Origin of the sequence: Paraburkholderia ribeironis, from assembly GCF_900019265.1 — a bacterium.
GTDB lineage: Bacteria > Pseudomonadota > Gammaproteobacteria > Burkholderiales > Burkholderiaceae > Paraburkholderia > Paraburkholderia ribeironis.
Map to the genome: position 1 here is coordinate 149,006 of NZ_CYGX02000010.1, position 22,216 is coordinate 171,221.

The following is a 22,216-nucleotide window of genomic DNA, read 5'->3' on the forward strand; positions in this document are numbered from 1 at the left end:
GCGCTTGATGAATAAAACATTGCTGTCATTGCAACGACCCGTCGACTGTCCCTGCGGGGGCGCTACGCCCGGACAGCGCGGCAGCGCCAAAGTGCCCCGCTTCGCGCAATGCTGCGGCCGCTATATCGACGGCGGTGATGCCGCGCCGCGCGCACTCGAACTGATGCGCTCGCGCTACAGCGCGTATGTGGTCGGTGCAACGGATTATCTGCGCGCCACCTGGACGCCGCACACCTGCCCCGCCGATCTCGACGCGAACGCCGCGTCGCCCGACGCACCGCGTTGGCTCGGACTGCAAATCAAGGCATTCGCCGAAAGCGACGCCAATCATGCCACCGTCGAATTCATTGCCCGCTACAAAGTGGGCGGACGCGCGCACCGGCTGCACGAGCTGAGCCGCTTCGTGCGCGGCGACGACGGCCGCTGGCGCTATGTCGACGGTGATGTCGGCGAATAGCGGGCGCCCCTTTCGAAGCCTTTCACGGCATAGCGGTACGCATTGCGCGAAATTCAATTAAGGCCCTCATTACAGGGCCTTTTTCTCGTGTTGGCCCGACACCACAGCCCCCTGCAAACGCCGCCGGCATGACCCCGAGAGACACCGGCGAGTCCCGTCTGGCGCGGCTCTACGAGCCCCGATGCGTTGGCGGCAATTTTTTCGTCCCGGGTTCTCCTTGATTGCACAAAACAAAATTGTCGTGCCAGGATGAGGCTGTTGCTTCATGACGTCACATTGCGAGAGCCAGCCAATACGGCTCAGCAAAATGCGCAGGAGGCCTGTCGATCACCCAACCATATGGGATCGGCGGCGGCTCCGGTCAGCATGCGTGGCGCTCATCATCGGCGCGTGGGGTCGCGTCGGCCGTTTGGGTTTATCTCGTGCGATCTCGATTGGCGTACGTGCGCTTCGCGCACTGCGTACGCGTGTGTTTTTGTTTGTCGAAAATGCCGACGAAAGGCAAATGTCAGCGGCGCATCCGGCAAACAGACATCACGATGTTCGGGGCAGGTTTTGGAGGCGGGTGCGTCAATGGTGTTCAGCAAGATTCTGACGAAGTGTGCGGTGATCTGTGTAGCGGCGACATGCGCTATCGCAGTCGCGCACGCCGATCCGCTCGCCGACACCCAGGCAGGACCGCTGACACGCGCGCACGTACCGCGCATCGCGCTCGACGACGACGTCTACCTGCCCACCGCGCACCTGAACGAGCAGATCATCCGCGTGCCGGTCGACGCTGCCGGCACGGTCACGCTCGAAACGACGATTTACAAACCGGACGGCGCAGGCCCGTTCCCGATGATCGTCTTCAACCACGGCAAGATTCCTGGCGATCCGCGCACGCAGGAACGCAGCGATCCGCGGCCGTTCGCACGCGAATTCGTCCGCCGCGGCTACGTGGTGGTGGCGCCAAACCGCCAGGGCTTCGGCCATTCGGGCGGCGTGTATGAGCAGGATGGTTGCGATGTCGAACGCAATGGTATCGGCCAGGCCGGCGACGTGGCCGCAACCATCGACTACATGTCGAAGCAGCCTTACGTGGATGCGAAGCATATCGTCGTGGCCGGCACCTCGCACGGCGGTCTCGCGACGATCGCCTACGGCACCGAGGCGGCGCCGGGCGTGCGGGCATTGATCAATTTCTCGGGCGGCTTGCGGCAGGATGCCTGCACCGACTGGCAAGGCAACCTGACGCGCGCATTCGGCGCGTATGGCGAGAAGACGAAGGTGCCGTCGCTATGGATGTACGGCGACAACGATTCGGTCTGGACCGCACCGCTGGTGGCGGGTATGTACGCCGCGTATGCCGCGCACAGCGTGAGCGCCAAGATGGTTGACTACGGCAGCTACAAGAACGACGCGCATCGGCTGGTTGGCGACCGCGATGGCGTGCATGTGTGGTGGCCGGCGGTCGAGGCGTTCCTTGCCCGCGTCGGCATGCCGACGGGTGTGCAATATCGGGTGTCCGATCCTTCGCAGCCGAAGGCGAGCGGCTTCGCCGCACTCGATGCGGTGGACGCCGTGCCGTATGTCGATGAAGCCGGGCGCAACGGGTACCGGAATTTCCTGCATCAGTATCCTAGCCGCGCGTTTGCCGTGTCGAACTCGGGCGCGTGGTCGTGGGCCGAAGGCGGCGATGATCCGATGTCGGTGGCGATCGCCAACTGCCAGAAACAGAGCGCCGATACTTGCCGCTTGTATGCGGTGGATAACACCGTCGTGTGGGGCGCCCAGTCTTCGCAGACGGCGGATGGTGGCGAATCGGCTGCTGGTGGTGCGGGTGAGGAGCAGCACGCGATCGCCAGTCGCGAGTAGGGTCGGCTTTTCGCCGTGCGCTAGCCGGCTTGTTTCAAACCGCACTCAATTTTCGACGCATCGCCAGGGCCAGGCCGATCACTCCGCCTCTCACCCTGTCTCTCGATACTGCCTCTCGCAAACGAACCCTCCGCTTTCCCTGGCAGCCCTATCTTTGACGCACCCCGTGCATAGCGGCAACGGATGATCACCGGTCGGTCATTGACGCAAGCCGCGCGAGCGGTGAGAGATTGTTCATATCGTTCGATTATCGCGCCACTCCCCTCTCGCCTCTCGAATACCAACGGTTCCTGCTCACGAAATTGGCGGGGTACAGCCACTTCATCACTCACTTGCCTATCCGCGAACCAGCGCTTCGTCGCCCCGCGGCGTCGACGAACGCAAGCGCTTCGTAAACGAAAAAGCCGAAAAAGCCTCGCTAGCGCTCAATTCCCGCCGATAACGGCCCACTACTTTGCCGTCGTCAACTCCGGCGATCGGCGACCTTCCGCCACCAACGCAAATCAGCTGCGCCGAACGGCATCGAACCCCGACGCCTCAAGCAAAAACGCCCTTCCGGTCCCTGGTGCGCAGCGCGAAATAAACCGCTAATCTCGACCCCGCACGCACGCCAAGGCCGTGCACCGCGCAACGAAAAAACGCATCTGGCGCAGTTCAAAAAAGCCTTAAAAGCCAACGGCGTGCAGTGGCAAAAAAGCACCTGGAGTACCTTTTGGAAAAATCAGCCGCATCGCCAATCGCATCGTCAATCGCCCCCGATGACTGGGTCGCCCGCAGCCTGCGCGCCGTGTGGCACCCCTGCACCCAGATGAAACACCACGAGCGCCTGCCGCTCGTGCCCATCGCTCGCGGTCAAGGCGCGTGGCTCTACGATCGCACCAATCATCGCTATCTGGACGCGATCAGCTCATGGTGGGTCAACCTGTTCGGTCACGCGAACCCGCGCATCAACGCGGCGTTGAAAGACCAGCTCGACACGCTCGAACATGCGATGCTCGCAGGCTGCACGCACGAACCGGCCGTCGAACTCGCGGAACGCCTCGGCGCGCTCACCGGCAATACGCTCGGTCATGCGTTCTTCGCGTCCGATGGCGCGTCCGCCGTCGAAATCGCGCTGAAGATGAGCTTCCACACGTGGCGCAATCAAGGTTTCGCCGACAAGCAGGAATTCGTCTGCATTGCCAACAGTTATCATGGCGAGACCATCGGCGCGCTCGGCGTCACCGACGTCGCGCTCTTCAAGGATGCCTACGATCCGTTGATCCGTCACGCGCACGTCGTGGCGTCGCCCGATGCGCGTCTCGCGCAAGCGGGTGAAACCGCGGCCGACGTTGCGCGCCGCGCGCTCGATCATGTTCGCTCGCTGTTCGAAGCGCGCGCCGCCAAAATCGCCGCACTGATCGTCGAGCCGCTCGTGCAATGTGCGGCCGGCATGGCGATGCACGACGCGTCGTATCTCGCCGGACTGCGCGCGCTGTGCGATCAATATGGCGTGCATCTGATCGCCGATGAAATCGCCGTCGGCTGCGGCCGCACCGGCACCTTCTTCGCGTGTGAGCAGGCCGGCATCTGGCCGGACTTCCTGTGTCTGTCGAAAGGCATTAGCGGCGGCTACCTGCCGCTTTCGATCGTGCTGTCGCGCGACGAAATCTTCGCAGCCTTCTATCACGACGACACTGCGCGCGGCTTCCTGCACTCGCATTCGTACACCGGCAATCCGCTCGCCTGCCGCGCGGCGCTCGCCACGCTCGATCTGTTCGCGAGCGACGACGTCCTCGCCAGCAACGCGCGCAAGTCCGCGAAACTGCGGACCGCGCTCGCGCCGCTCGCCGCGCATCCGCAGGTGCGCAATCTGCGTCAGTGCGGCACGATCTTCGCGTTCGACGCAGTGATCGACGATCCTCAGCACGCCAAAACTTTTTCGCGCCGCTTCTTCGCAAACGCATTGCAGCGTGAACTGCTGCTGCGCCCGATTTCCACCACGGTGTATCTGATGCCCCCTTACATTCTCGACGACGAAGAACTCGCGCTGCTCGCGTCGCGCGCTCACGAGAGCTTCGAAGCCACGCTCGCGGAGGCCCGCTGATGCACTTGCTCGACACACTCGTTCAAGGGCTGAAGGAGCTCGACGAACGCGGCCTGCGCCGTCGCCGCCGCACCGCCGACACGCCCTGCGCCGCGCACATGACGGTCGACGGCCGCGCGATGATCGGCTTCGCGAGCAACGACTATCTCGGCCTCGCCGCGCATCCGCAACTGATCGAAGCAATCGCCGAGGGTGCGCGCCGTTATGGCGCAGGCAGCGGCGGCTCGCATCTGCTCGGTGGTCACTCGCGCGCACACGCGCAACTCGAGGACGATCTAGCGGAATTCGCCGGCGGCTTCGTGGATGCCCCGCGCGCCCTCTATTTCAGCACCGGCTACATGGCCAATCTCGCGACGCTCACCGCGCTCGCGGGCCGCGGCACGACGCTCTTCTCCGACGCGCTGAATCACGCGTCGCTGATCGACGGCGCGCGTCTGTCCCGCGCCGACGTGCAGATCTATCCACACTGCGATATGGAAGCGTTGAGCGCGATGCTCGACGCGTCGGATGCGGACGTCAAGATGATCGTGTCCGATACGGTGTTCAGCATGGACGGTGACATCGCGCCGCTGCCGCGCCTGCTCGAACTCGCGGAAAGGCACGGCGCCTGGCTGGTCGTCGACGACGCGCACGGCTTCGGCGTGCTCGGCCCACAAGGCCGCGGCGCGATCGCACAAGCCGCGCTGCGCTCGCCGAACCTGATTTCCATTGGCACGCTCGGCAAGGCGGCGGGCGTCTCGGGCGCGTTCGTCGCGGCGCATGCAACCGTGATCGAATGGCTCGTGCAGCGCGCACGCCCGTACATCTTCACCACGGCGTCGGTGCCGGCCGCCGCGCATGCCGTGTCGGCGAGCCTGCGCATCATCGGCGGCGAGGAAGGCGATGCGCGCCGTGCCCACCTTCAGCAGCTGATCCACCGCACACGCGCGATGCTGAAAGCGACACCGTGGCTACCCGTCGATTCGCACACCGCCGTGCAACCGCTGATCATCGGTGCGAACGACGCCACGCTCGAGATCGCAGCCACGCTCGATCGCGCCGGCCTGTGGGTGCCCGCGATCCGTCCGCCGACCGTGCCGACCGGTACCTCGCGTCTGCGCATTTCGCTGTCCGCCGCGCATTCGCAAGCAGACCTGGACCGCCTCGAAGCGGGTCTGCAACAACTCGGAGCGCGTGCGGCATGAATGGGACGAGTCACACGCAAGGCGCGCTGTCCTTGTTCGTTACCGGCACCGATACGGAAATCGGCAAGACGTTCGTGTCGTCGGCACTGCTGCGCGGCTTCGTTCGCGAAGGCCTGCAAGCCGCCGCGATGAAGCCGATCGCCGCGGGCGCATTCGAACTGAACGGCGTGCTGCATAACGAAGACGCCGATCAACTCGACGCCGCGTCGAACGTCCTGTTGCCGCCCGCGATACGCACGCCCTATCTGCTGAAGGAACCAGCCGCACCGCACATCGCGGCCGCGCTGGAACACGTCACGTTCGATCTCGCGCATATCGTCGAGTGCCATGCGCAAGCGGTGCAGCGTGCGAACATCGTGGTCGTCGAAGGTGTCGGCGGTTTTCGCGTGCCGTTGACCGCCACGCAGGACACCGCCGACCTGGCGATCGCGCTGAACCTGCCGGTGGTGCTAGTGGTCGGCATGCGGCTCGGCTGCATCAGCCATGCACTGCTCACCGCCGAAGCGATCGCCGCACGCGGGCTCACGCTCGCCGGCTGGGTCGCGAACCGCATCGATCCGGACATGACGTTCCCCGACGAAAACATCGCGTCGATCCGCGAGCACCTCGCGCACGCATACGACGCGCCGCTCCTGGGCATCGTGCCGCATCTGAGCCCGGCTTCGCCCGACCTCGCGGCGCAGCGGCTCGACATCAACCAGCTCTTGCAGACGCTGCGCCACGCGCAGCGCTGATCTCCATCACATCCATCCATGAGGATTGACCCCATGACACAACTCAACATCGCTCCGACGCCAGCCGACGCCAGCAACACTCCCAACAACGCCGCCATCGGCGCGAAGCCGATCGCGCGCTGGCGTGTCGCCGACATCGTCGCGCTGTACGAACTGCCGTTCAACGACCTGATGTTCCGCGCACAGCAGACGCATCGCGAGCATTTCGACGCGAACACCGTGCAACTGTCCACGCTGCTGTCGATCAAGACCGGCGGTTGCGAAGAAGATTGCGCGTACTGTCCGCAGTCGGTGCATCACGACACGGGCCTGCAAGCTGACAAGCTGATGCCCGTCGACGAAGTGCTCGCCGCCGCGAAGGCCGCCAAGGAGAACGGCGCGACGCGCTTCTGCATGGGCGCCGCGTGGCGCAATCCGAAAGATCGCCACCTCGAACCGATCAAGGACATGATCCGCGGCGTGAAGGCGATGGGTCTCGAAACCTGCGTGACGCTCGGCATGCTCGAAGCGCATCAGGCGCAAGGTCTGCGCGAGGCGGGCCTCGACTACTACAACCACAACCTCGACACGTCGCCGGAGTTCTACGGCCAGATCATTTCGACGCGCACCTACCAGGATCGTCTCGACACGCTCGAACGCGTGCGCGATGCCGGCATCAACGTGTGCTGCGGCGGCATCGTCGGGCTGGGTGAGTCGCGCCGCGAACGCGCCGGGCTGATCGCGCAACTGGCGAACATGGAGCCGTATCCGGAATCGGTGCCCATCAACAATCTGGTGCAGGTGGAAGGCACGCCGCTGACCGGTACTGAGGCAATCGATCCGTTCGAATTCGTGCGCACCATCGCCATCGCCCGCATCACGATGCCACGCGCGATGGTGCGGTTGTCCGCGGGCCGCGAGCAGATGAACGAGGCGTTGCAGGCAATGTGTTTCCTCGCCGGCGCGAATTCGATTTTCTACGGCGACCAGTTGCTGACCACCAGCAACCCGCAAGCGGAAGCCGACCGCAAACTGCTGGAGCGCCTCGGCATTCGTGCCGAGGCCGCGCAGCAGTTGCCGCTGGATCAGAACGGCTGCGAGCATGGCTGCCAATAAACACAGCGCGCACGGCGCCCATGGCGCGCCGAACTGAACGTCTGCGTTGCGCGCGGTAAACGCACGTCGATAAAAAAAGGCTGCCCCGTCTTTCTTCGAGGCAGCCTTTCGCTTTTGACACCGCGCTACAGCTTTACTTCCGGTCGACGATGATCTGATCGAACGTCCCGCCATCGGCGAAATGCGTTTGCTGTGCTTTCTGCCAGCTGCCGAACATCTCTTCGACAGTGAAGGTTTTGATCGGCTTGAACTCGGCCGCGTGCTTCGCCAGCACGTTCTTGTCGCGCGGACGCAGATGGTGCTGCGCGATGATTTCCTGCGCGGCCGGCGACCACAGATAGTCGAGGTACGCCTGCGCCTCCTTGCGCGTGCCGCGCTTATCGACCACCTTGTCGACGATCGACACCGGCGGCGCCGCCAGCAGGCTCACCGACGGATACACCGCTTCGAAACTGCCCGCCCCCACGCCCGAGCCAATCAACGACACCTCGTTTTCGAACGTCACCAGCACATCGCCGATATCGCGTTGCGTGAACGTGGTCGTCGCGCCTCGGCCGCCCGTGTCGAGCACCGGCACATTCCTGAAGATCGCCTTTTCGAAATCGAGCGCCTGCGCGTCGGTGCCGCCGTGCTGCTTGCGATAACCCCACGCGGCCAGATACGTATAGCGGCCGTTGCCCGCGGTCTTCGGATTGGGGATCACCACCTGCACGCCGGGTTTCGTGAGATCGTCCCAGTCCTTGATGTGCTTCGGGTTGCCCTTGCGCACGAGGAACACCATCGTCGTGGTGTACGGCGCGCTGTCGTTCGGCAGTCGCGCTCGCCAGTTGGCCGGCACCAGTTGCCCCTTCTCGGCGAGCAGATCGATATCGTTGGGCTGGTTCATCGTTACGACGTCGGCCTGCAGACCTTGCAGCACCGACAGCGCTTGCGCGCTCGACGCGCCATGCGACTGCCGGACCGACACGGTCTCGCTGCCCTTCTGCTTGTACGCGGCGACGAAGCTCGCGTTGATGTCCTTGTACAACTCGCGCGTCACGTCGTACGACACGTTGAGCAGCGACGCGTCGGCCTGTGCCGTCGGCACGCCGCCAAACGCGAGCATGATTGCCGTCGTGCCGGCCGCCAACCAGCGCGATGTCCCCCTCTTGCCTGCCATCTTTTTTCCCGCCTATCTATGATGAAATTCGGTGGCCGCACCCACGTGCGGCGTGAAGCGGGATTCTAACGGATTGCTTATTTGCTCCGTGGCGCGCGTCGTGGCCGCTCACACGAACGCGTGTTGCGCGGCCTCGAAGGTCTCTTCGCGAAAGCGCAGCGGCGCCGCGCAATGCATGAGCGTATCGACGAAATACTTGGCGCGCGGCCATGGGCCGAAACCCGCCGCGGTGTTGATATGCCCCGCGTCGCCGAGATTGACGAACGCACTGCCCAGGCGGTGCGCGAGATCGCGCGAACCGGCAAGCGGCATCCACGGATCGGTTTCGCTGCCGATCAGGATCGACGGCACGCCAAGACGCCGCGCGTCGAACGCTCCAGCGGACGCGAATTTTTGCGGACTCGCGGGCGCCACGAATAGCACGCCGACCACGTCATTCGCATACGACGCCTGCTGCAGCGCATGCGCGGTCGCGAGGCAGCCGAAGCTATGCGCGGCCAGCACGAAGGGCCCGCGCTCGTGCGCGAGCAGATCGCGCAGCGACTTCGCCCACCGCGCGAGATCCGGCGCGTCCCAGTCGGCCTGCTCGACCCGCAGCGAACGCGCGAATTGCCGCTCCAGCCACGTTTGCCAGTGCGCGCCTTCGCTGCCGTGCAGGCCGGGGACGGTGACGAGTCGCGGCGGCCATGTCGATTTCGTGCATGAAAACATCTGTGCCTCGCAGCGGGAATCCGGGGAGTCATTGTCTCGCTGAAGGGCCAGTGGACGAACCAAGTTTTTGTGCTTTGGTTATGGGCAAGTGCGTGGGGCAAATGCCAGGGTCACGGCGCGGAGTCGCTGCGCGGGCTCACTATGAATAATCGGCGAGTTCATGCGCTCGCAAACGCATCGATGAACACGGTCCGCTGCAACGCGCGCCCAGCGCCGAAACCGCACACCCGTTCGCAAACGCACGCGATCCGCGTCGAAAAAGTAGAATGGAGCCTATTCTTAAGGCCAGGAGGCTCCATGCAGCAAGCGTCGTCCGCAGCGCCGCAGCTGTCGTACCGTGGCGTCCTCGTCATCCGCCTCGATCACGCAGACGCCTTTCGGACCGTATGAAAATCATCTTCTACTCGCCGCATGACGACGCCACCGCGTGGCTGCGCGACTTCGCCCGCGCGCTGCCCGAGGCCGAGTTGCGCGAATGGCAACCGGGCGACGCCGCCCCGGCCGATTTCGCGGTCGTCTGGCGACCGCCGCGCGAGATGCTGGCCGGTCGCGACGACCTGCGCGCGATTTTCAATCTTGGCGCAGGCGTCGATGCGATCCTTGCGCTGGAGCATGAGCAACCCGGTACGTTGCCGCGCAACGCCCAGTTGATCCGCCTCGAAGACACCGGCATGGCGCCGCAGATGGCCGAGTACGTGACGCACGCGGTGCTGCGCTACCTGCGCCGCTTCGACGAATATCAGACGTTGCAAGGCGAACGCCGCTGGGCGGTGCTCGATCCGCATCCGCGCGAGACCTTCACGGTCGGCGTGCTCGGGCTCGGTGTGCTCGGCGCGCAGGTGGCGCAAGCGGTCGCGGCGTTCGGCATGCCGGTGCGCGGCTACAGCCGCGGCGCGCGGCAGGTCGACGGCATTACGACGTTCGCGGGCGAAACGCAGTTCGACGCGTTTCTCGACGGCGTGAAGGTGCTGGTGAATCTGCTGCCGCATACGGCCGATACCCGCGACGTGTTGAATGCGCGCACCTTCGCGAAGCTTGCGCGCGGCGCGTATCTGATCAACGTCGCACGCGGCGCTCATCTGGTCGAGGCGGATCTGCTCGATGCGCTCGCGAGCGGCCAAGTCGCCGCCGCCACGCTCGACGTGTTCCGCGATGAACCATTGCCCGCCGATCATCCGTTCTGGCGGGAGCCACGCATCACGATCACGCCGCACATCTCCGCGCTGACGCTGCGTGAAGAAAGCGTCGAGCAGGTCGCGCGGAAAATCAATGTGCTGGTGCGCGGCGACATTGTGAGCGGGGTGGTGAATCTGGAACGCGGATACTGATACCCTCGTAACGAATTGAATGAGCCGCCACGTGCGGGCAACTATCTTGCATCGGACCAGAGTAAGCGCTGAAGCGCTAACGCTGGTCGACCGCTGAGGGCCTGGAGTAAGCGCTGAAGCGCTAACTCCAGTCAAACCTCAGCATGGGACCAGCGTAAGCGCTGAAGCGCTAACGCTGGTCGACACAGGAGACAAATCATGGCCTTACCGCAGCAAGTAAAAATCGTCGAAGTCGGCCCACGCGACGGACTGCAGAACGAAAAAGAATTCGTACCCACCGCGACCAAGATCGAGTTGATCAACCGTCTGTCGGCGGCGGGTATCCGCAACGTCGAAGCGGCGTCGTTCGTGTCGCCGAAATGGGTGCCGCAGATGGCCGACGGCGCCGAGGTGATGGCCGGTATCGAACGCCGGCCAGGCACGATCTACTCGGTGCTCACGCCGAACCTGCGCGGCTTCGAAGGCGCGCTGGCCGCGCATGCCGACGAAATCGTGATCTTCGGCGCCGCCAGCGAAGCGTTTTCGCAGAAAAACATCAATTGCAGCATCGCGGAGAGCATCGCGCGATTCGCACCGGTCGCCGAGGCGGCGAAACAGCACGGCGTGCGGATTCGCGGCAGCGTATCGTGCTCGCTCGGCTGTCCGTACCAGGGCGAGGTGCCGGTGGCGTCGGTGGTGGATGTGGTCGAGCGCTTCGCGGCGCTCGGCTGCGACGAGATCGATATCGCCGATACCATCGGCGTCGGCACGCCGAAGCGCACCCGCGAAGTGTTCGAAGCGGTGACGCGCGTGTTTCCACGCGAGCGTCTGTCGGGCCATTTCCACGACACCTATGGCCAGGCGCTCGCGAACATCTACGCGGCGTTGCAGGAAGGTATCGTGATTTATCACGCGTCGGTCGCAGGGCTCGGCGGCTGTCCGTATGCAAAGGGCGCAACCGGCAACGTCGCGACCGAAGACGTGCTGTATCTGATGAACGGCCTGGGCATCGAGACTGGCATCGACCTCGCGCAAGTCGTCGCGATCGGCGATTTCATCTCAACGTCGATCGGCCGGCCCAATGTGTCGCGCGCCGGCAAGGCGCTGCTCGCAAAGGCGCGCAGCGAAGCGGCCAACTGCGTCTGACATGTGCCGGCCACGCTCACCAGAACGTTCCCCCATCAATCAGGACTCGAAACGATGACCGTCCACGCGTCTTCCGAATCAGACTCTCTCGCCGCGCTGCCCGAATCGGCGCGCCGCGTCGCGCTGTTGCTGCGCGAACGCGGTCACGCGGCACAAATCGTGATGCTGCCGGAAACCGGCAAGACTTCCGCCGAAGCCGCCGCCGGACTCGGCTGCTCGGTGGCGCAGATCGCCAAGTCGATTCTGTTTCGCCGCCGCGAAGACGACGCGCCGGTGCTGGTGGTGGCGAGCGGCGCGAATCGCGTCGACGAAAAGAAGGTGGCCGCGCAGGTTGGTGCGATCGGCCGTGCGGACGCCAAGTTCGTGCGCGAGAAGACCGGCTATGCAATCGGCGGTGTCTGTCCGATCGGTCACGCCACCGAGCCGGTCACGCTGATCGACGCCGATCTGCTCGCACTCGACAGCCTGTGGGCCGCCGCCGGTCATCCGCATGCGGTGTTCAATCTGACGGCGCAGGAACTGATCGCGCTGACGGGCGCGCCGGTGGTGGACGTGGCGCTGCGCGAGACCGCGTGACGCGATGACCACCCGCATGGATCACGAAGACGACGAGGGCGCCGTGCTGTCGCCGTGCATCAGCGTGTGCAGGATGGATGCGACGACAGGCTGGTGCGAAGGGTGTCTGCGCACCATCGACGAGATTGCGGGCTGGTCGTCGTTCGACGACGACGCGAAGCGCGCGGTGTGGGATGCGATCGAGGTGCGCCACGCGGAGTACATGGCGAAGCACGCGAAGGGAGTGCAATGAACGCCCCGCCGCGCATCGTCACGGTTGGCGAGACATTCAGTTCGACGCTCGAATTGTCGGCGGACTCCGTGAAGTCGTTCGCCACGCTCGTCAACGACCTCAACCCGCTGCATCACGACGAGAACTATGCCGCGCAAAGCCGCTTTGGTGGCCTGATCGCGTCGGGCACGCAGCCGACCGCGCACTTCATGGCGCTGCTGGCGACGCATTTCTCGACCTACGCGCAACCGCTCGGTCTCGAGTTCGATATCAAGCTGAAGAAGGCCGTCCATGCGCACGACACGCTGACCATCCGTTGGCACGTGCGCGACGCCTACTGGAAGCCCAGCCTGAACGGCGATCTGACCCATCTCGATGGCACCGTCGTGAACCAGCGCGGCGACACGGTGCTGGTCGGCAGCTCGACCATCCTCGTGATGCCGAAGCCGGAAACGTCCGCGCACGGGCACGGGCACGGGCACGCTCGCACATCATGACCACGTTGCCGGCATCGATCCGGGTCTTCGAACGCGGCTGGCTTTCGTCGAACAACGTACTGCTAATCGACGACGCATGCGCTGCGCTCGTCGACACCGGCTATGCGTCGCACGCGCCACAAACGCTCGCGCTGGTGCAGCAGACGCTCGGCATGCGGCCGCTCGATCTGATCGTCAATACGCATCTGCATTCGGACCACTGCGGCGGCAATGCGCTGTTGCAAACGACATGGCCGTGCCGCACTCTGATCCCCGCGTCCGAAGCCGACACCGTGCGTGACTGGGACGAAACGCGCCTCAGCTTTCGCGCGACCGCTCAGACCTGCGAGCGCTTTCGCTTCACCGGCACGATCGCGCCCGGCTCGCAGTTGCGGCTTGGCGGGCTTGACTGGCAGGTGCTCGGCGCACCCGGCCACGACCCGCATTCGCTGATGCTGTACTGCGCGCACGAGCGCATCCTGATCAGTGCGGATGCGCTGTGGGAAAACGGCTTCGGCGTGATCTTTCCGGAGCTGGAAGGTGAAAGCGGGTTCGCTGAACAACAGGCCGTGCTCGACGCTATTGCCAGGCTCGACGTGCGCGTCGTGATTCCTGGCCACGGGGCGCCGTTCACGACTGTCGAACAGGCGCTCGAGCGGGCCTTTTCGCGCGTTGCGTGGTTGCGTGGCGATCCCGTGCGCAATGCAAAGAATGCGTTGAAGGTGCTGATCGTGTTCAAGCTGCTCGAAGTCCGCGCGATGAGCTTCGATACGCTGCTGGACATGCTCGACAGCGCGGCCGTGATGCGTGCCGCCGCGTCGATGCTCAAACCGCGCAGCGAATGGCCGCCGCTGGTGAGCGAGATTATCGGAGAATTGGCGGTGGCAAGCGGGCCGCTGCGAGTCGACGGCTCGCGCATCGTCGCACGCGATGCGTGACGCGCTGGCGGTGCTGCCAACACGTGCCCTCGCATGGTAAAGACCTGTGAGACACAAAGGGCTACGCGGGCCGCGCGCAACCCGTGCAACGCAAAACCGTCGCCCCAAAAAGAAAGCCGCTCAACCATCCAGGCGAGCGGCGCAAATTCTGTTGGACGTGATCAGCGTCGCCATGAATGATACGCGTGGCGGTTTTTTCACCGCATCGGTGATTTCCCTACAGAAGTTTGACGCTACGCTTCAAAGCTGCATACACGTTGGCTCGAAAGCTCCGCCCTCACGCGGCTTAGGCGTCATTGGTCGGCCAATATGAACAATGGCACCCGCACGTTATTCGGGAATCCATAGTATTTGCCATTGTGTCGCCGATACGGCATCCATCAAGTCGACGAAAGACGCTTCTGCGGCACGATCCGCCAGCCGAGATTGACACCGGCTGCCGCCAGCAGGATCAGCACCGCGCCGAGCACCTGAATCCACGCGAGCGTCTGCCCAAACGCCACCCGGTCGACGATGATCGCCACCACCGGATAGATGAACGACAGCGCGCCGGTCATCGACGTCGGCAGCTTCTGGATTGCGCCGTACAGCAACACATACATGAGCCCGGTATTGACGACGCCGAGCACGACGAGTTCGAGCCATTGTGCGCCGCTCGCCGGCAACGCGTCGAAGCGTACGAACGGCGCAAGCATCACCACGCCGAGGGACACCTGGATCAACGCGATCAGATGCGGAGGCGTGCCCTTGAGCCGCTTCGTAATGATCGACGACACCGCGTACATTGCTGCCGCGCCCACCGCATACGCGACGCCGATCAGATATTGACCGGGCACCGCCAGCACCGCCGGCTCGACCTTCACGACGAACACGAGGCCGATGAACGCGACCACCAGCCAGACCACCGTCGACGCGCCAATGCGCTCGCGAAACACCAGCGCCCCAAGCGCGACCAGCATGAAGGGCTGGGTGTTGTAGACGGCGGTCGCCATCGAAATCGACGCTCGCGAGTAGGCAGCGAACAGCAGCACCCAGTTGATGACAATCGCCGCGCCGCCCAGCAACGCGAGGCCGATCATCTTCCACGAGAACAGCCGGCGCCGGAAGAGCCCCAGCACGGCGCACACGAGCGCCAGCGTCGCGCCGCCGAAAATACAGCGGAAGAACACCACATTGAACGGGCTTTGCTGCGACGACACCACCAGCCAACCGATGGTGCCCGACATCAGCATCGCCATGGTCATCTCCGCAGCTCCCCGGCGAATTTCGTTTGACGCCATGATTCGATCCTCAGATTGATTCCTGCATGAAGAGCAGTGTAATAAATCCGTTCGCTCGAATACATGGCTAAACTTAAGCCTTGTCCCCGTCAAGCCTAATTATCGAAGGCCACGATGACCAAACGCCTTGCTGGTTCCGCACCCGCCTCGCTCGACGACACCGACCGCGCGCTCCTGGCCGCGCTCGCCGAGGACGCCCGTCAGCCGGTCAGCGAACTGGCGCGGCTCGTCGGACTGTCGGCGCCGAGCACGGCCGAACGCATCCGCCGGCTCGAAGCGCAAGGCGTGATCGAGCGCTTCACGGTGCAGATCGAGCCGCGTGCGCTCGGCTTCACGTTGCAGGCAATCGTGCGCGTGAAGCCCTTACCCGGTCAGTTGCATCTCGTGGAGGAGGTGATCCGGCGCATTCCGGAGTTCGTCGAATGCGACAAGGTGACGGGCGACGATTGCTTCATCTGCCGTCTGTATCTGCATTCGATCGAACAGCTCGACGAGATTCTGTCGAAAGTCACCGAGCGCGCGGAGACCAGCACGGCGATCGTCAAATCGACGCCGGTCGCGCGCCGCCTGCCGCCGCTCGGTTGAACGACGCGCATGGCGAGCTCAGGTAGCGCATGAAGGAAGCAGCTCGGGGTTCCCTCTACGCTTCGAACTACTGCTCGAACGCTTCGAAGAAAGACAGCATCTCGGCAAGCAGTTCGTCCGGTGCCTCTTCGGGAATGTAGTGACCGCAGGACAACGAACGGCCGCTCACGTCGCGCGCCACGTGACGCCATTCGGCGAGCGCGTCGAAGCATTTTTCGATCACGCCCTTATCACCCCACAACACGCGCACCGGACAGCCGATCCTGTGGCCGCGCTCGATGTCGGCACGGTCATGGTCGAGGTCGATGCTCGCCGACGCGCGATAGTCTTCGCACATCGCATGCACCGCGCCGGGTTGCGCAAGCGCCGAGCGATACGCATCGAGCGCGGCGGGTTCGAACGGCGCCAGCCCCGCGTGACGGCTGCCCATCACTGCATCGACGTAAGCGGCGGGGTTTGCGCCGATCAACGTTTCAGGCAGCGGCTCCGGCTGGATCAGGAAAAACCAGTGGAAATAGTGCGTCGCGAACGTGCGGTCGGTGGCCTCGTACATCGCGAGCGTCGGTGCGATGTCAAGCAGCATCAGACGCTCGACCGCATCGGCGTGATCGAGCGCCATCCGGTGCGCGACGCGTGCGCCGCGATCGTGCGCGCACACGAGGAATCGTTCAAAGCCGAAATGGCGCATCACGGCGACCTGATCGGCGGCCATCGCGCGTTTCGAATACGGCGTGTGCGCCGCGTCGCTCGGCGGCTTGCCGGATGCGCCGTAGCCGCGCAGATCGGTCGCGATCACCGTGAAGTGTTCGGCCAGTCGCGCGGCGCAGCGCTGCCAGATCAGGTGCGACTGCGGATGGCCATGCAGGAGCAGCAGCGGCGGCCCTGCTCCACCCTTCACTCCGAAAATATCGACATCGCCCACGGCGACGCGAAAAAGCGTGAAATTCTCGAAGGCCATGGCGTTTCACTCTGGTCGTTTATGAGTGAGTGCATTGTAGAAGCCGGAGATGTACGCGCGGGGTTGGATACCCCACGCAGACATAGAACCTGAACACTCCTTCCAACCGGCTCCAAACGAACCTGCCAGCGCCGGCAGCACGCTTCGCCTATAATCGAACGATCGTTCTTAAAATTGTCGGGTGGCCTTGGCCGATGCGGGCCGGCATCGTAGCGGCAGCGACAATTGCCCGCTTCGACACGCCGCAAGCCGTGTGCCGCTAAACTCATCAAACGCCGGGCGCTCAACGCCGCACCGGTCCGCCTAAATCAGGAGACTCGCACCATGGCATTGCCCGCCGTCCTGCAGAAACTTGCGCTGCCTGTCGTCGCTTCACCGATGTTCATCGTCAGCTATCCCGAACTCGTGCTGGCCCAATGCAAGGCCGGTATCGTCGGCTCGTTCCCGGCGCTCAATGCGCGCCCGGCGGAGCTGCTCGACGAATGGCTCACGCAGATTCAAGCGCAACTCGCCGAACACAAAGCGACGCACCCCGATGCGATCATCGGACCGATCGCCGTCAACCAGATCGTCCATCAATCGAATACGCGGCTCGAACATGACGTGCGTGTGTGCGTCGAACACAAGGTGCCGATCTTCATCACGAGCCTGCGCGCACCCGCACGCGAAATCATCGACGCCGTGCACAGCTATGGCGGTATCGTGCTGCATGACGTGATCAATCTGCGCCATGCGCAGAAGGCGCTGGAAGCGGGCGTCGATGGTCTGATCCTGGTGGCGTCGGGGGCCGGCGGCCATGCGGGCACGACCTCGCCGTTCGCACTGGTCGGCGAAGTGCGGCGCATCTTCGACGGCCCGATCGTACTGTCGGGCTCGATCGCCAACGGCGGCTCGATTCTCGCGGCCCAGGCGATGGGTGCGGACCTCGCGTACATGGGCACGCGCTTCATCGCGACCAGGGAAGCGCACGCGGTCGAAAGCTACAAGCAGGCGATCATCAACTCCACGGCGTCGGACATCATCTACACGAACCTGTTTACCGGCGTGCATGGCAACTACATCCGCGAAAGCATCGTGAACGCGGGGCTGGACCCGGACGCGCTGCCGGAATCGGACAAGACCAAGATGAACTTCGGCAGCGACAAGGCGAAGGCATGGAAAGACATCTGGGGCGCGGGCCAGGGCGTCGGCATGATGGACGACGTGCCGAGCGTCGCCGAGCTGGTGCGGCGTTTGTCGAATGAATACGACGACGCGAAGGCGCGGCTCGGGATCGCGCGCTGAGTTTCACGCTGACTTGGTTGAGTCCGGGCGCGGGCTCGAGATGCCCGCGCAATGCTCGTGGCTGCGGCGCGCTTCGAATGTTGAGCCGTAGTAGCGCTTGGAGCAGCGCTTGAAGCGCCGCTGCAAAGCAATTGCGCGGCTGCAGTGGCTGCAGTGGCTGCAGTGGCTGCAGTGGCTGCAGTGGCTGCAGTGGCTGCAGTGGCTGCAGTGGCCATAGTGGCCATAGCGGCTATCGCAGCTACATATTGCGGCGGTACTGCCCGCCCACTTCAAACAGCGCGTGGGTGATTTGCCCGAGCGAACACACCCGCACCACGTCCATCAACACCGCGAACACGTTGTCATCGTCGATCACCGCGCGCTTCAGACGTTCGAGCGCCGCGGGCGCTGCATCGCGATGCCGGGTCTGGAAAGCACTCAGCCGTTTCAACTGACTCTGTTTTTCAGACTCGGTGGAGCGGGCCAGCGCAATCGGCTGCGGCGCTTCATGCGGATGCGCGCTCAAAAATGTGTTCACGCCGACGATCGGATACGAGCCGTCATGCTTGCGATGCTCGTACAGCATCGACTCGTCCTGGATGCGCCCGCGCTGATAAGCGGTTTCCATCGCGCCGAGCACGCCGCCACGTTCGGTGAGCCGGTCGAACTCGGCCAGCACGGCCTCTTCCACCAGATCGGTCAGCTCGTCGATCACGAAGCTGCCCTGATTCGGGTTCTGATTTTTCGCGAGCCCCCACTCACGGTTGATGATCAACTGGATCGCCACCGCACGGCGCACCGAATCCTCGGTGGGCGTGGTGATTGCTTCGTCGAATGCATTGGTGTGCAGCGAGTTGCAGTTGTCGTAGATCGCGATCAGCGCCTGCAGCGTGGTGCGGATGTCGTTGAAGTCGATCTCCTGCGCATGCAGGCTGCGGCCCGAGGTCTGCACGTGATACTTGAGTTTCTGGCTGCGTTCGTTCGCGCCGTAGCGCTCGCGCATCGCGATCGCCCAGATGCGCCGCGCGACCCGGCCCAGCACCGTGTACTCGGGGTCCATGCCGTTCGAAAAGAAGAACGACAGGTTCGGCGCGAAGTCGTCGATCGACATGCCGCGCGCCAGATAGGCCTCGACATACGTGAAGCCGTTGGCCAGCGTATAGGCAAGTTGTGAAATGGGGTTCGCGCCGGCTTCGGCGATGTGATAGCCGGAGATCGACACCGAATAGAAATTGCGCACGCCGTGCTCGACGAAGTACGCCTGAATATCGCCCATCACCTTCAGGCTGAATTCGGTCGAGAAAATGCAGGTGTTCTGGCCTTGGTCTTCCTTCAGGATATCGGCCTGCACGGTGCCGCGCACGTTTTCCAACGCCGTGCGACGCGTCGCGGCGAGTTCGTCTTCCGTCAGCGCGCGGCCCTGGCTCTGCTCGACGCGCGCAATCTGCTGATCGATTGCGACGTTGAAGAACATCGCAAGGATGGTCGGCGCCGGGCCGTTGATCGTCATCGACACCGAGGTTTGCGGTGCGCACAGGTCGAAGCCGTCGTACAGCGCTTTCATGTCGTCGAGCGTCGCGACCGACACGCCCGAATTGCCCACCTTGCCATAGATGTCCGGGCGTTCGTGCGGTTCTTCGCCGTAGAGCGTGACTGAATCGAAGGCGGTCGAAAGACGTTTGGCCGGCATGCCCTCGGAAAGCAGCTTGAAGCGGCGATTGGTGCGCTGCGGATCGCCTTCGCCCGCGAACATGCGGGTCGGGTCTTCGTTTTCGCGGCGGAACGGGAATACGCCTGCGGTGAAGGGGAAGTAGCCCGGCAGATTGTCGAGCATCAGCCAGCGCAGAATGTCGCCGTGATCGACGAATTTCGGCAGCGCGACCTTGCGGACTTCGGAGCCGGAGAGCGTCGTCACGGTAAGCGCGGTGCGGATTTCGCGGTCGCGAATGCGCACGATGTGTTCGTCGCCGGAATAGGCGGCCACGGTGTGTGGCCACGTGTCGAGCAGATGGCGCTCGCGTTCGCCGAGCGCCGCGTTGCGCTGGGCGATCAGCGCGTCGAGGGCGGCGGTGCCTCGTGAGCGCGCGTTTGGGTTTGCGTTTGGGCTTTCGCTCACGTTTGTGCCGGTGATTGCACCCGGGTTTGCACTTGCGCTGGTTTCTGCGTTTGCATCTACGCTTGCATGTACGCTTGCACCCGCGATTGCACTAACTCCCGCATCAGCACCTGAGCCAGCAATCGCATCTGCGTCTGCACCTGCGCTTGTACCTGCGCTTGTACCTGCGCTTGCACTGACACCTGCATCAGCACCTGGGCCAGCAATCGCATCTGCATCTGCATCTGCATCTGCACCTGCGTTTGCACTGACACCCGCATGAGCACCTTGGCCAGCACCCGCACCAGCACCCGCCTCACCCAGCATGCGACGCGCCTCAACCAGTTGCCAACGCTCGCGCGCTATACGCGCCTGCTCGTCGGCCCGTGCGCGGTAAGCGTGGACCGTCTGCGCAATATCGGCCAGATAGCGCACGCGCGCAGGCGGCACGATCGCGTTGCGGCCGCTCGAAAAGCGCAGGCCATCGGGCGTCGGTAGACGGCCACCGCCCGCACGCAAGCCGTGCTCGCACAGCGCGTCGGCGAGGTGCCGATACAGCGCGGTCACGCCGTCGTCGTTGAAGCGCGAGGCGATCGTCCCGAACACCGGCATCGCGTCAGGTGATCTGGCGAAGTCGGCGCGATTGCGCTGCACCTGCTTCGCGACATCGCGCAATGCATCCGGCGCGCCCTTGCGATCGAACTTGTTGATCGCGACGAAGCCCGCAAAGTCGAGCATGTCGATCTTCTCGAGCTGGCTAGCCGCGCCGAACTCCGGCGTCATCACGTACAGCGATTCGTCGACGAACGGCACGATCGCGGCATCCCCCTGCCCGATGCCGGATGTCTCGACGATGATCAGATCGAAGCCCGCCGCCTTGCACAGCATCAGCGCGTCGGGCAGCGCGTCGGAGAGTTCTCTCGACGCTTCGCGCGTCGCCATCGAACGCATGTAGACGCGTGCGCCACCGCCCCAGTCGCCGATCGCGTTCATCCGGATGCGATCGCCGAGCAGCGCGCCGCCGGACTTGCGCCGCGACGGATCGATCGCGAGCACGGCGATGGTCAACGCGTCGCCGTAGTCGAGCCGGAAGCGGCGGATCAGTTCATCGGTGAGCGAAGATTTGCCGGCGCCGCCCGTGCCGGTGATACCGAGCACGGGAATCCTGGCCGCTTTCGCGAGGGCCGTCAGTTTTTCGCGGCTGGCCGGATCGACGCCGCCTGTTTCGAATGCGCTGATCAGTTGCGCGAGCCGGCGGAACACGAGCGATGCCGGGTCGGGGGTGTTCAAAGTGTGCGCCACAGTTGCAGTATCGCTATCCGACCCACGGACCGCACGGCCCGCCTCGCTCGATCCACTCGCCGCACCAGACGCGTCGCGCACGCCGCCTGCGTCACCATCGACACGCGCGTCCAGGCGCGAATCGAAACGCGGCAGCCGCCGCACCGACAGCTCGGCCACCCACTCGCCGACGGACGTCTGCCCAGCGGACAAAGCCGCGCTAGCAGCTTGCGCGCAGCGCTCGATCATGTCGTCGATCATTCCTTGCAGACCGAGCCTCTGACCGTCCTGAGGCGAATAGATCTTCTCGACGCCATAGCGTTCGAGTTCCACGATTTCTTCCGGGATGATCACCCCGCCACCGCCGCCGAACACCTTGATGCGCTCGCCGCCGCGTGCGCGCAGCAGGTCGACCAGATAGCGGAAGTATTCATTGTGGCCGCCCTGGTAGCTGGACACGGCGACGCCGTCGGCGTCCTCGTGCAGTGCGGCGGTGGCGACTTCATCGACGGAGCGGTTGTGGCCGAGGTGAATCACCTCGACGCCGCTCGCCTGGAGGATGCGCCGCATGATGTTGATCGACGCGTCGTGGCCGTCGAACAACGCGGCGGCGGTGACGAAGCGCAGGCGCCGGCCCGCGGGCAGCTTGTGGCTGCCGGCGCGCTGCGGCGTGGACAGATCGGTCATGTCTCCCCCAGATCGTGGCGCGTATGGGTGCTGGCAACCAGTATAGCGAAATGGGTGGTGGCGACAGGGCTGGGTCGACGGCGTGGGACGAGGCGGGGCGCGCGGTCGGGTGGGTCGGGTGGTCGGGTGG

Annotated in this window: 19 protein-coding genes; 14 read left to right on the forward strand and 5 right to left on the reverse strand. The window is 64.3% G+C overall.

Annotated features, from left to right (window positions below; genetic code table 11):
• The first annotated feature begins 7 nt into the window (after positions 1-7).
• From BN2475_RS05430 to bioB, 6 genes are all read left to right on the forward strand, one after another.
• Entirely contained in the window at positions 8-457 is a 450-nt protein-coding gene (locus tag BN2475_RS05430) for a YchJ family protein (RefSeq protein ID WP_094778527.1), read from the forward strand.
• A 573-nt stretch (positions 458-1,030) separates the two neighbouring features.
• Positions 1,031-2,314 (forward strand): dienelactone hydrolase family protein, encoded by a 1,284-nt coding sequence (locus BN2475_RS05440; RefSeq protein WP_094778528.1) that lies wholly within the window; start codon positions 1,031-1,033, stop codon positions 2,312-2,314.
• 712 nt (positions 2,315-3,026) lie between these two features.
• On the forward strand, positions 3,027-4,400 hold the full coding sequence (gene bioA / locus BN2475_RS05445; RefSeq protein WP_094778529.1) for an adenosylmethionine--8-amino-7-oxononanoate transaminase: 1,374 nt from the start codon (positions 3,027-3,029) through the stop codon (positions 4,398-4,400).
• A complete protein-coding gene (gene bioF, locus BN2475_RS05450; protein ID WP_094778530.1) occupies positions 4,400-5,584 on the forward strand; it encodes an 8-amino-7-oxononanoate synthase in 1,185 nt (394 codons plus the stop codon). Before bioA ends, bioF begins: the two co-directional genes overlap by 1 nt.
• Positions 5,581-6,318: a dethiobiotin synthase gene (bioD, locus tag BN2475_RS05455; protein ID WP_094778531.1), complete on the forward strand. Its 738-nt coding sequence runs from the start codon at positions 5,581-5,583 to the stop codon at positions 6,316-6,318. Before bioF ends, bioD begins: the two co-directional genes overlap by 4 nt.
• Positions 6,319-6,351: 33 nt before the next feature.
• On the forward strand, positions 6,352-7,413 hold the full coding sequence (bioB, locus tag BN2475_RS05460; protein ID WP_094778532.1) for a biotin synthase BioB: 1,062 nt from the start codon (positions 6,352-6,354) through the stop codon (positions 7,411-7,413).
• 133 nt (positions 7,414-7,546) lie between these two features.
• Here the strand turns inward: bioB and BN2475_RS05465 are convergent, their stop codons facing one another.
• Together BN2475_RS05465 and BN2475_RS05470 are read right to left on the reverse strand one after the other, a co-directional pair.
• Positions 7,547-8,572: a sulfate ABC transporter substrate-binding protein gene (locus tag BN2475_RS05465; RefSeq protein WP_094778533.1), complete on the reverse strand. Its 1,026-nt coding sequence runs from the start codon at positions 8,570-8,572 to the stop codon at positions 7,547-7,549.
• A 108-nt stretch (positions 8,573-8,680) separates the two neighbouring features.
• Positions 8,681-9,283 carry an RBBP9/YdeN family alpha/beta hydrolase gene (locus BN2475_RS05470; protein WP_094778534.1) on the reverse strand — a complete coding sequence of 201 codons (603 nt, stop codon included), beginning with the start codon at positions 9,281-9,283 and terminating at the stop codon, positions 8,681-8,683.
• Positions 9,284-9,669: 386 nt separating this feature from the next.
• Between BN2475_RS05470 and BN2475_RS05475 the strand changes: the two genes are divergently transcribed.
• From BN2475_RS05475 to BN2475_RS05500, 6 genes are all read left to right on the forward strand, one after another.
• Positions 9,670-10,611 carry a 2-hydroxyacid dehydrogenase gene (locus BN2475_RS05475; RefSeq protein ID WP_094778535.1) on the forward strand — a complete coding sequence of 314 codons (942 nt, stop codon included), beginning with the start codon at positions 9,670-9,672 and terminating at the stop codon, positions 10,609-10,611.
• Between the two features lie 198 nt (positions 10,612-10,809).
• A complete protein-coding gene (locus BN2475_RS05480) occupies positions 10,810-11,736 on the forward strand; it encodes a hydroxymethylglutaryl-CoA lyase (protein ID WP_094778536.1) in 927 nt (308 codons plus the stop codon).
• Between the two features lie 54 nt (positions 11,737-11,790).
• Positions 11,791-12,312, forward strand: a complete 522-nt coding sequence (locus tag BN2475_RS05485; RefSeq protein WP_094778537.1) for a YbaK/EbsC family protein — start codon at positions 11,791-11,793, stop codon at positions 12,310-12,312.
• Between the two features lie 4 nt (positions 12,313-12,316).
• Complete coding sequence (locus BN2475_RS05490; RefSeq protein WP_094778538.1) at positions 12,317-12,544, forward strand: DUF1289 domain-containing protein; 228 nt, start codon at positions 12,317-12,319, stop codon at positions 12,542-12,544.
• Positions 12,541-13,020 (forward strand): MaoC family dehydratase, encoded by a 480-nt coding sequence (locus BN2475_RS05495; protein WP_094778539.1) that lies wholly within the window; start codon positions 12,541-12,543, stop codon positions 13,018-13,020. Before BN2475_RS05490 ends, BN2475_RS05495 begins: the two co-directional genes overlap by 4 nt.
• Complete coding sequence (locus tag BN2475_RS05500; RefSeq protein WP_094778540.1) at positions 13,017-13,937, forward strand: MBL fold metallo-hydrolase; 921 nt, start codon at positions 13,017-13,019, stop codon at positions 13,935-13,937. Before BN2475_RS05495 ends, BN2475_RS05500 begins: the two co-directional genes overlap by 4 nt.
• Before the next feature lie 380 nt (positions 13,938-14,317).
• Here the strand turns inward: BN2475_RS05500 and BN2475_RS05505 are convergent, their stop codons facing one another.
• Positions 14,318-15,217 (reverse strand): DMT family transporter, encoded by a 900-nt coding sequence (locus tag BN2475_RS05505; protein WP_094778541.1) that lies wholly within the window; start codon positions 15,215-15,217, stop codon positions 14,318-14,320.
• Between the two features lie 114 nt (positions 15,218-15,331).
• Here BN2475_RS05505 and BN2475_RS05510 point away from each other — a divergent pair, with 114 nt between their 5' ends.
• On the forward strand, positions 15,332-15,802 hold the full coding sequence (locus BN2475_RS05510) for an Lrp/AsnC family transcriptional regulator (protein WP_094778542.1): 471 nt from the start codon (positions 15,332-15,334) through the stop codon (positions 15,800-15,802).
• Positions 15,803-15,869: 67 nt separating this feature from the next.
• Here the strand turns inward: BN2475_RS05510 and BN2475_RS05515 are convergent, their stop codons facing one another.
• Positions 15,870-16,760: an alpha/beta fold hydrolase gene (locus tag BN2475_RS05515; RefSeq protein ID WP_094778543.1), complete on the reverse strand. Its 891-nt coding sequence runs from the start codon at positions 16,758-16,760 to the stop codon at positions 15,870-15,872.
• A 324-nt stretch (positions 16,761-17,084) separates the two neighbouring features.
• Here BN2475_RS05515 and BN2475_RS05520 point away from each other — a divergent pair, with 324 nt between their 5' ends.
• Positions 17,085-18,044 (forward strand): NAD(P)H-dependent flavin oxidoreductase, encoded by a 960-nt coding sequence (locus tag BN2475_RS05520; protein WP_094778544.1) that lies wholly within the window; start codon positions 17,085-17,087, stop codon positions 18,042-18,044.
• Between the two features lie 238 nt (positions 18,045-18,282).
• Here BN2475_RS05520 and BN2475_RS05525 read toward each other — a convergent pair whose 3' ends face one another.
• Positions 18,283-22,086: a methylmalonyl-CoA mutase family protein gene (locus BN2475_RS05525; protein WP_094778545.1), complete on the reverse strand. Its 3,804-nt coding sequence runs from the start codon at positions 22,084-22,086 to the stop codon at positions 18,283-18,285.
• Between the last annotated feature and the right edge of the window lie 130 nt (positions 22,087-22,216).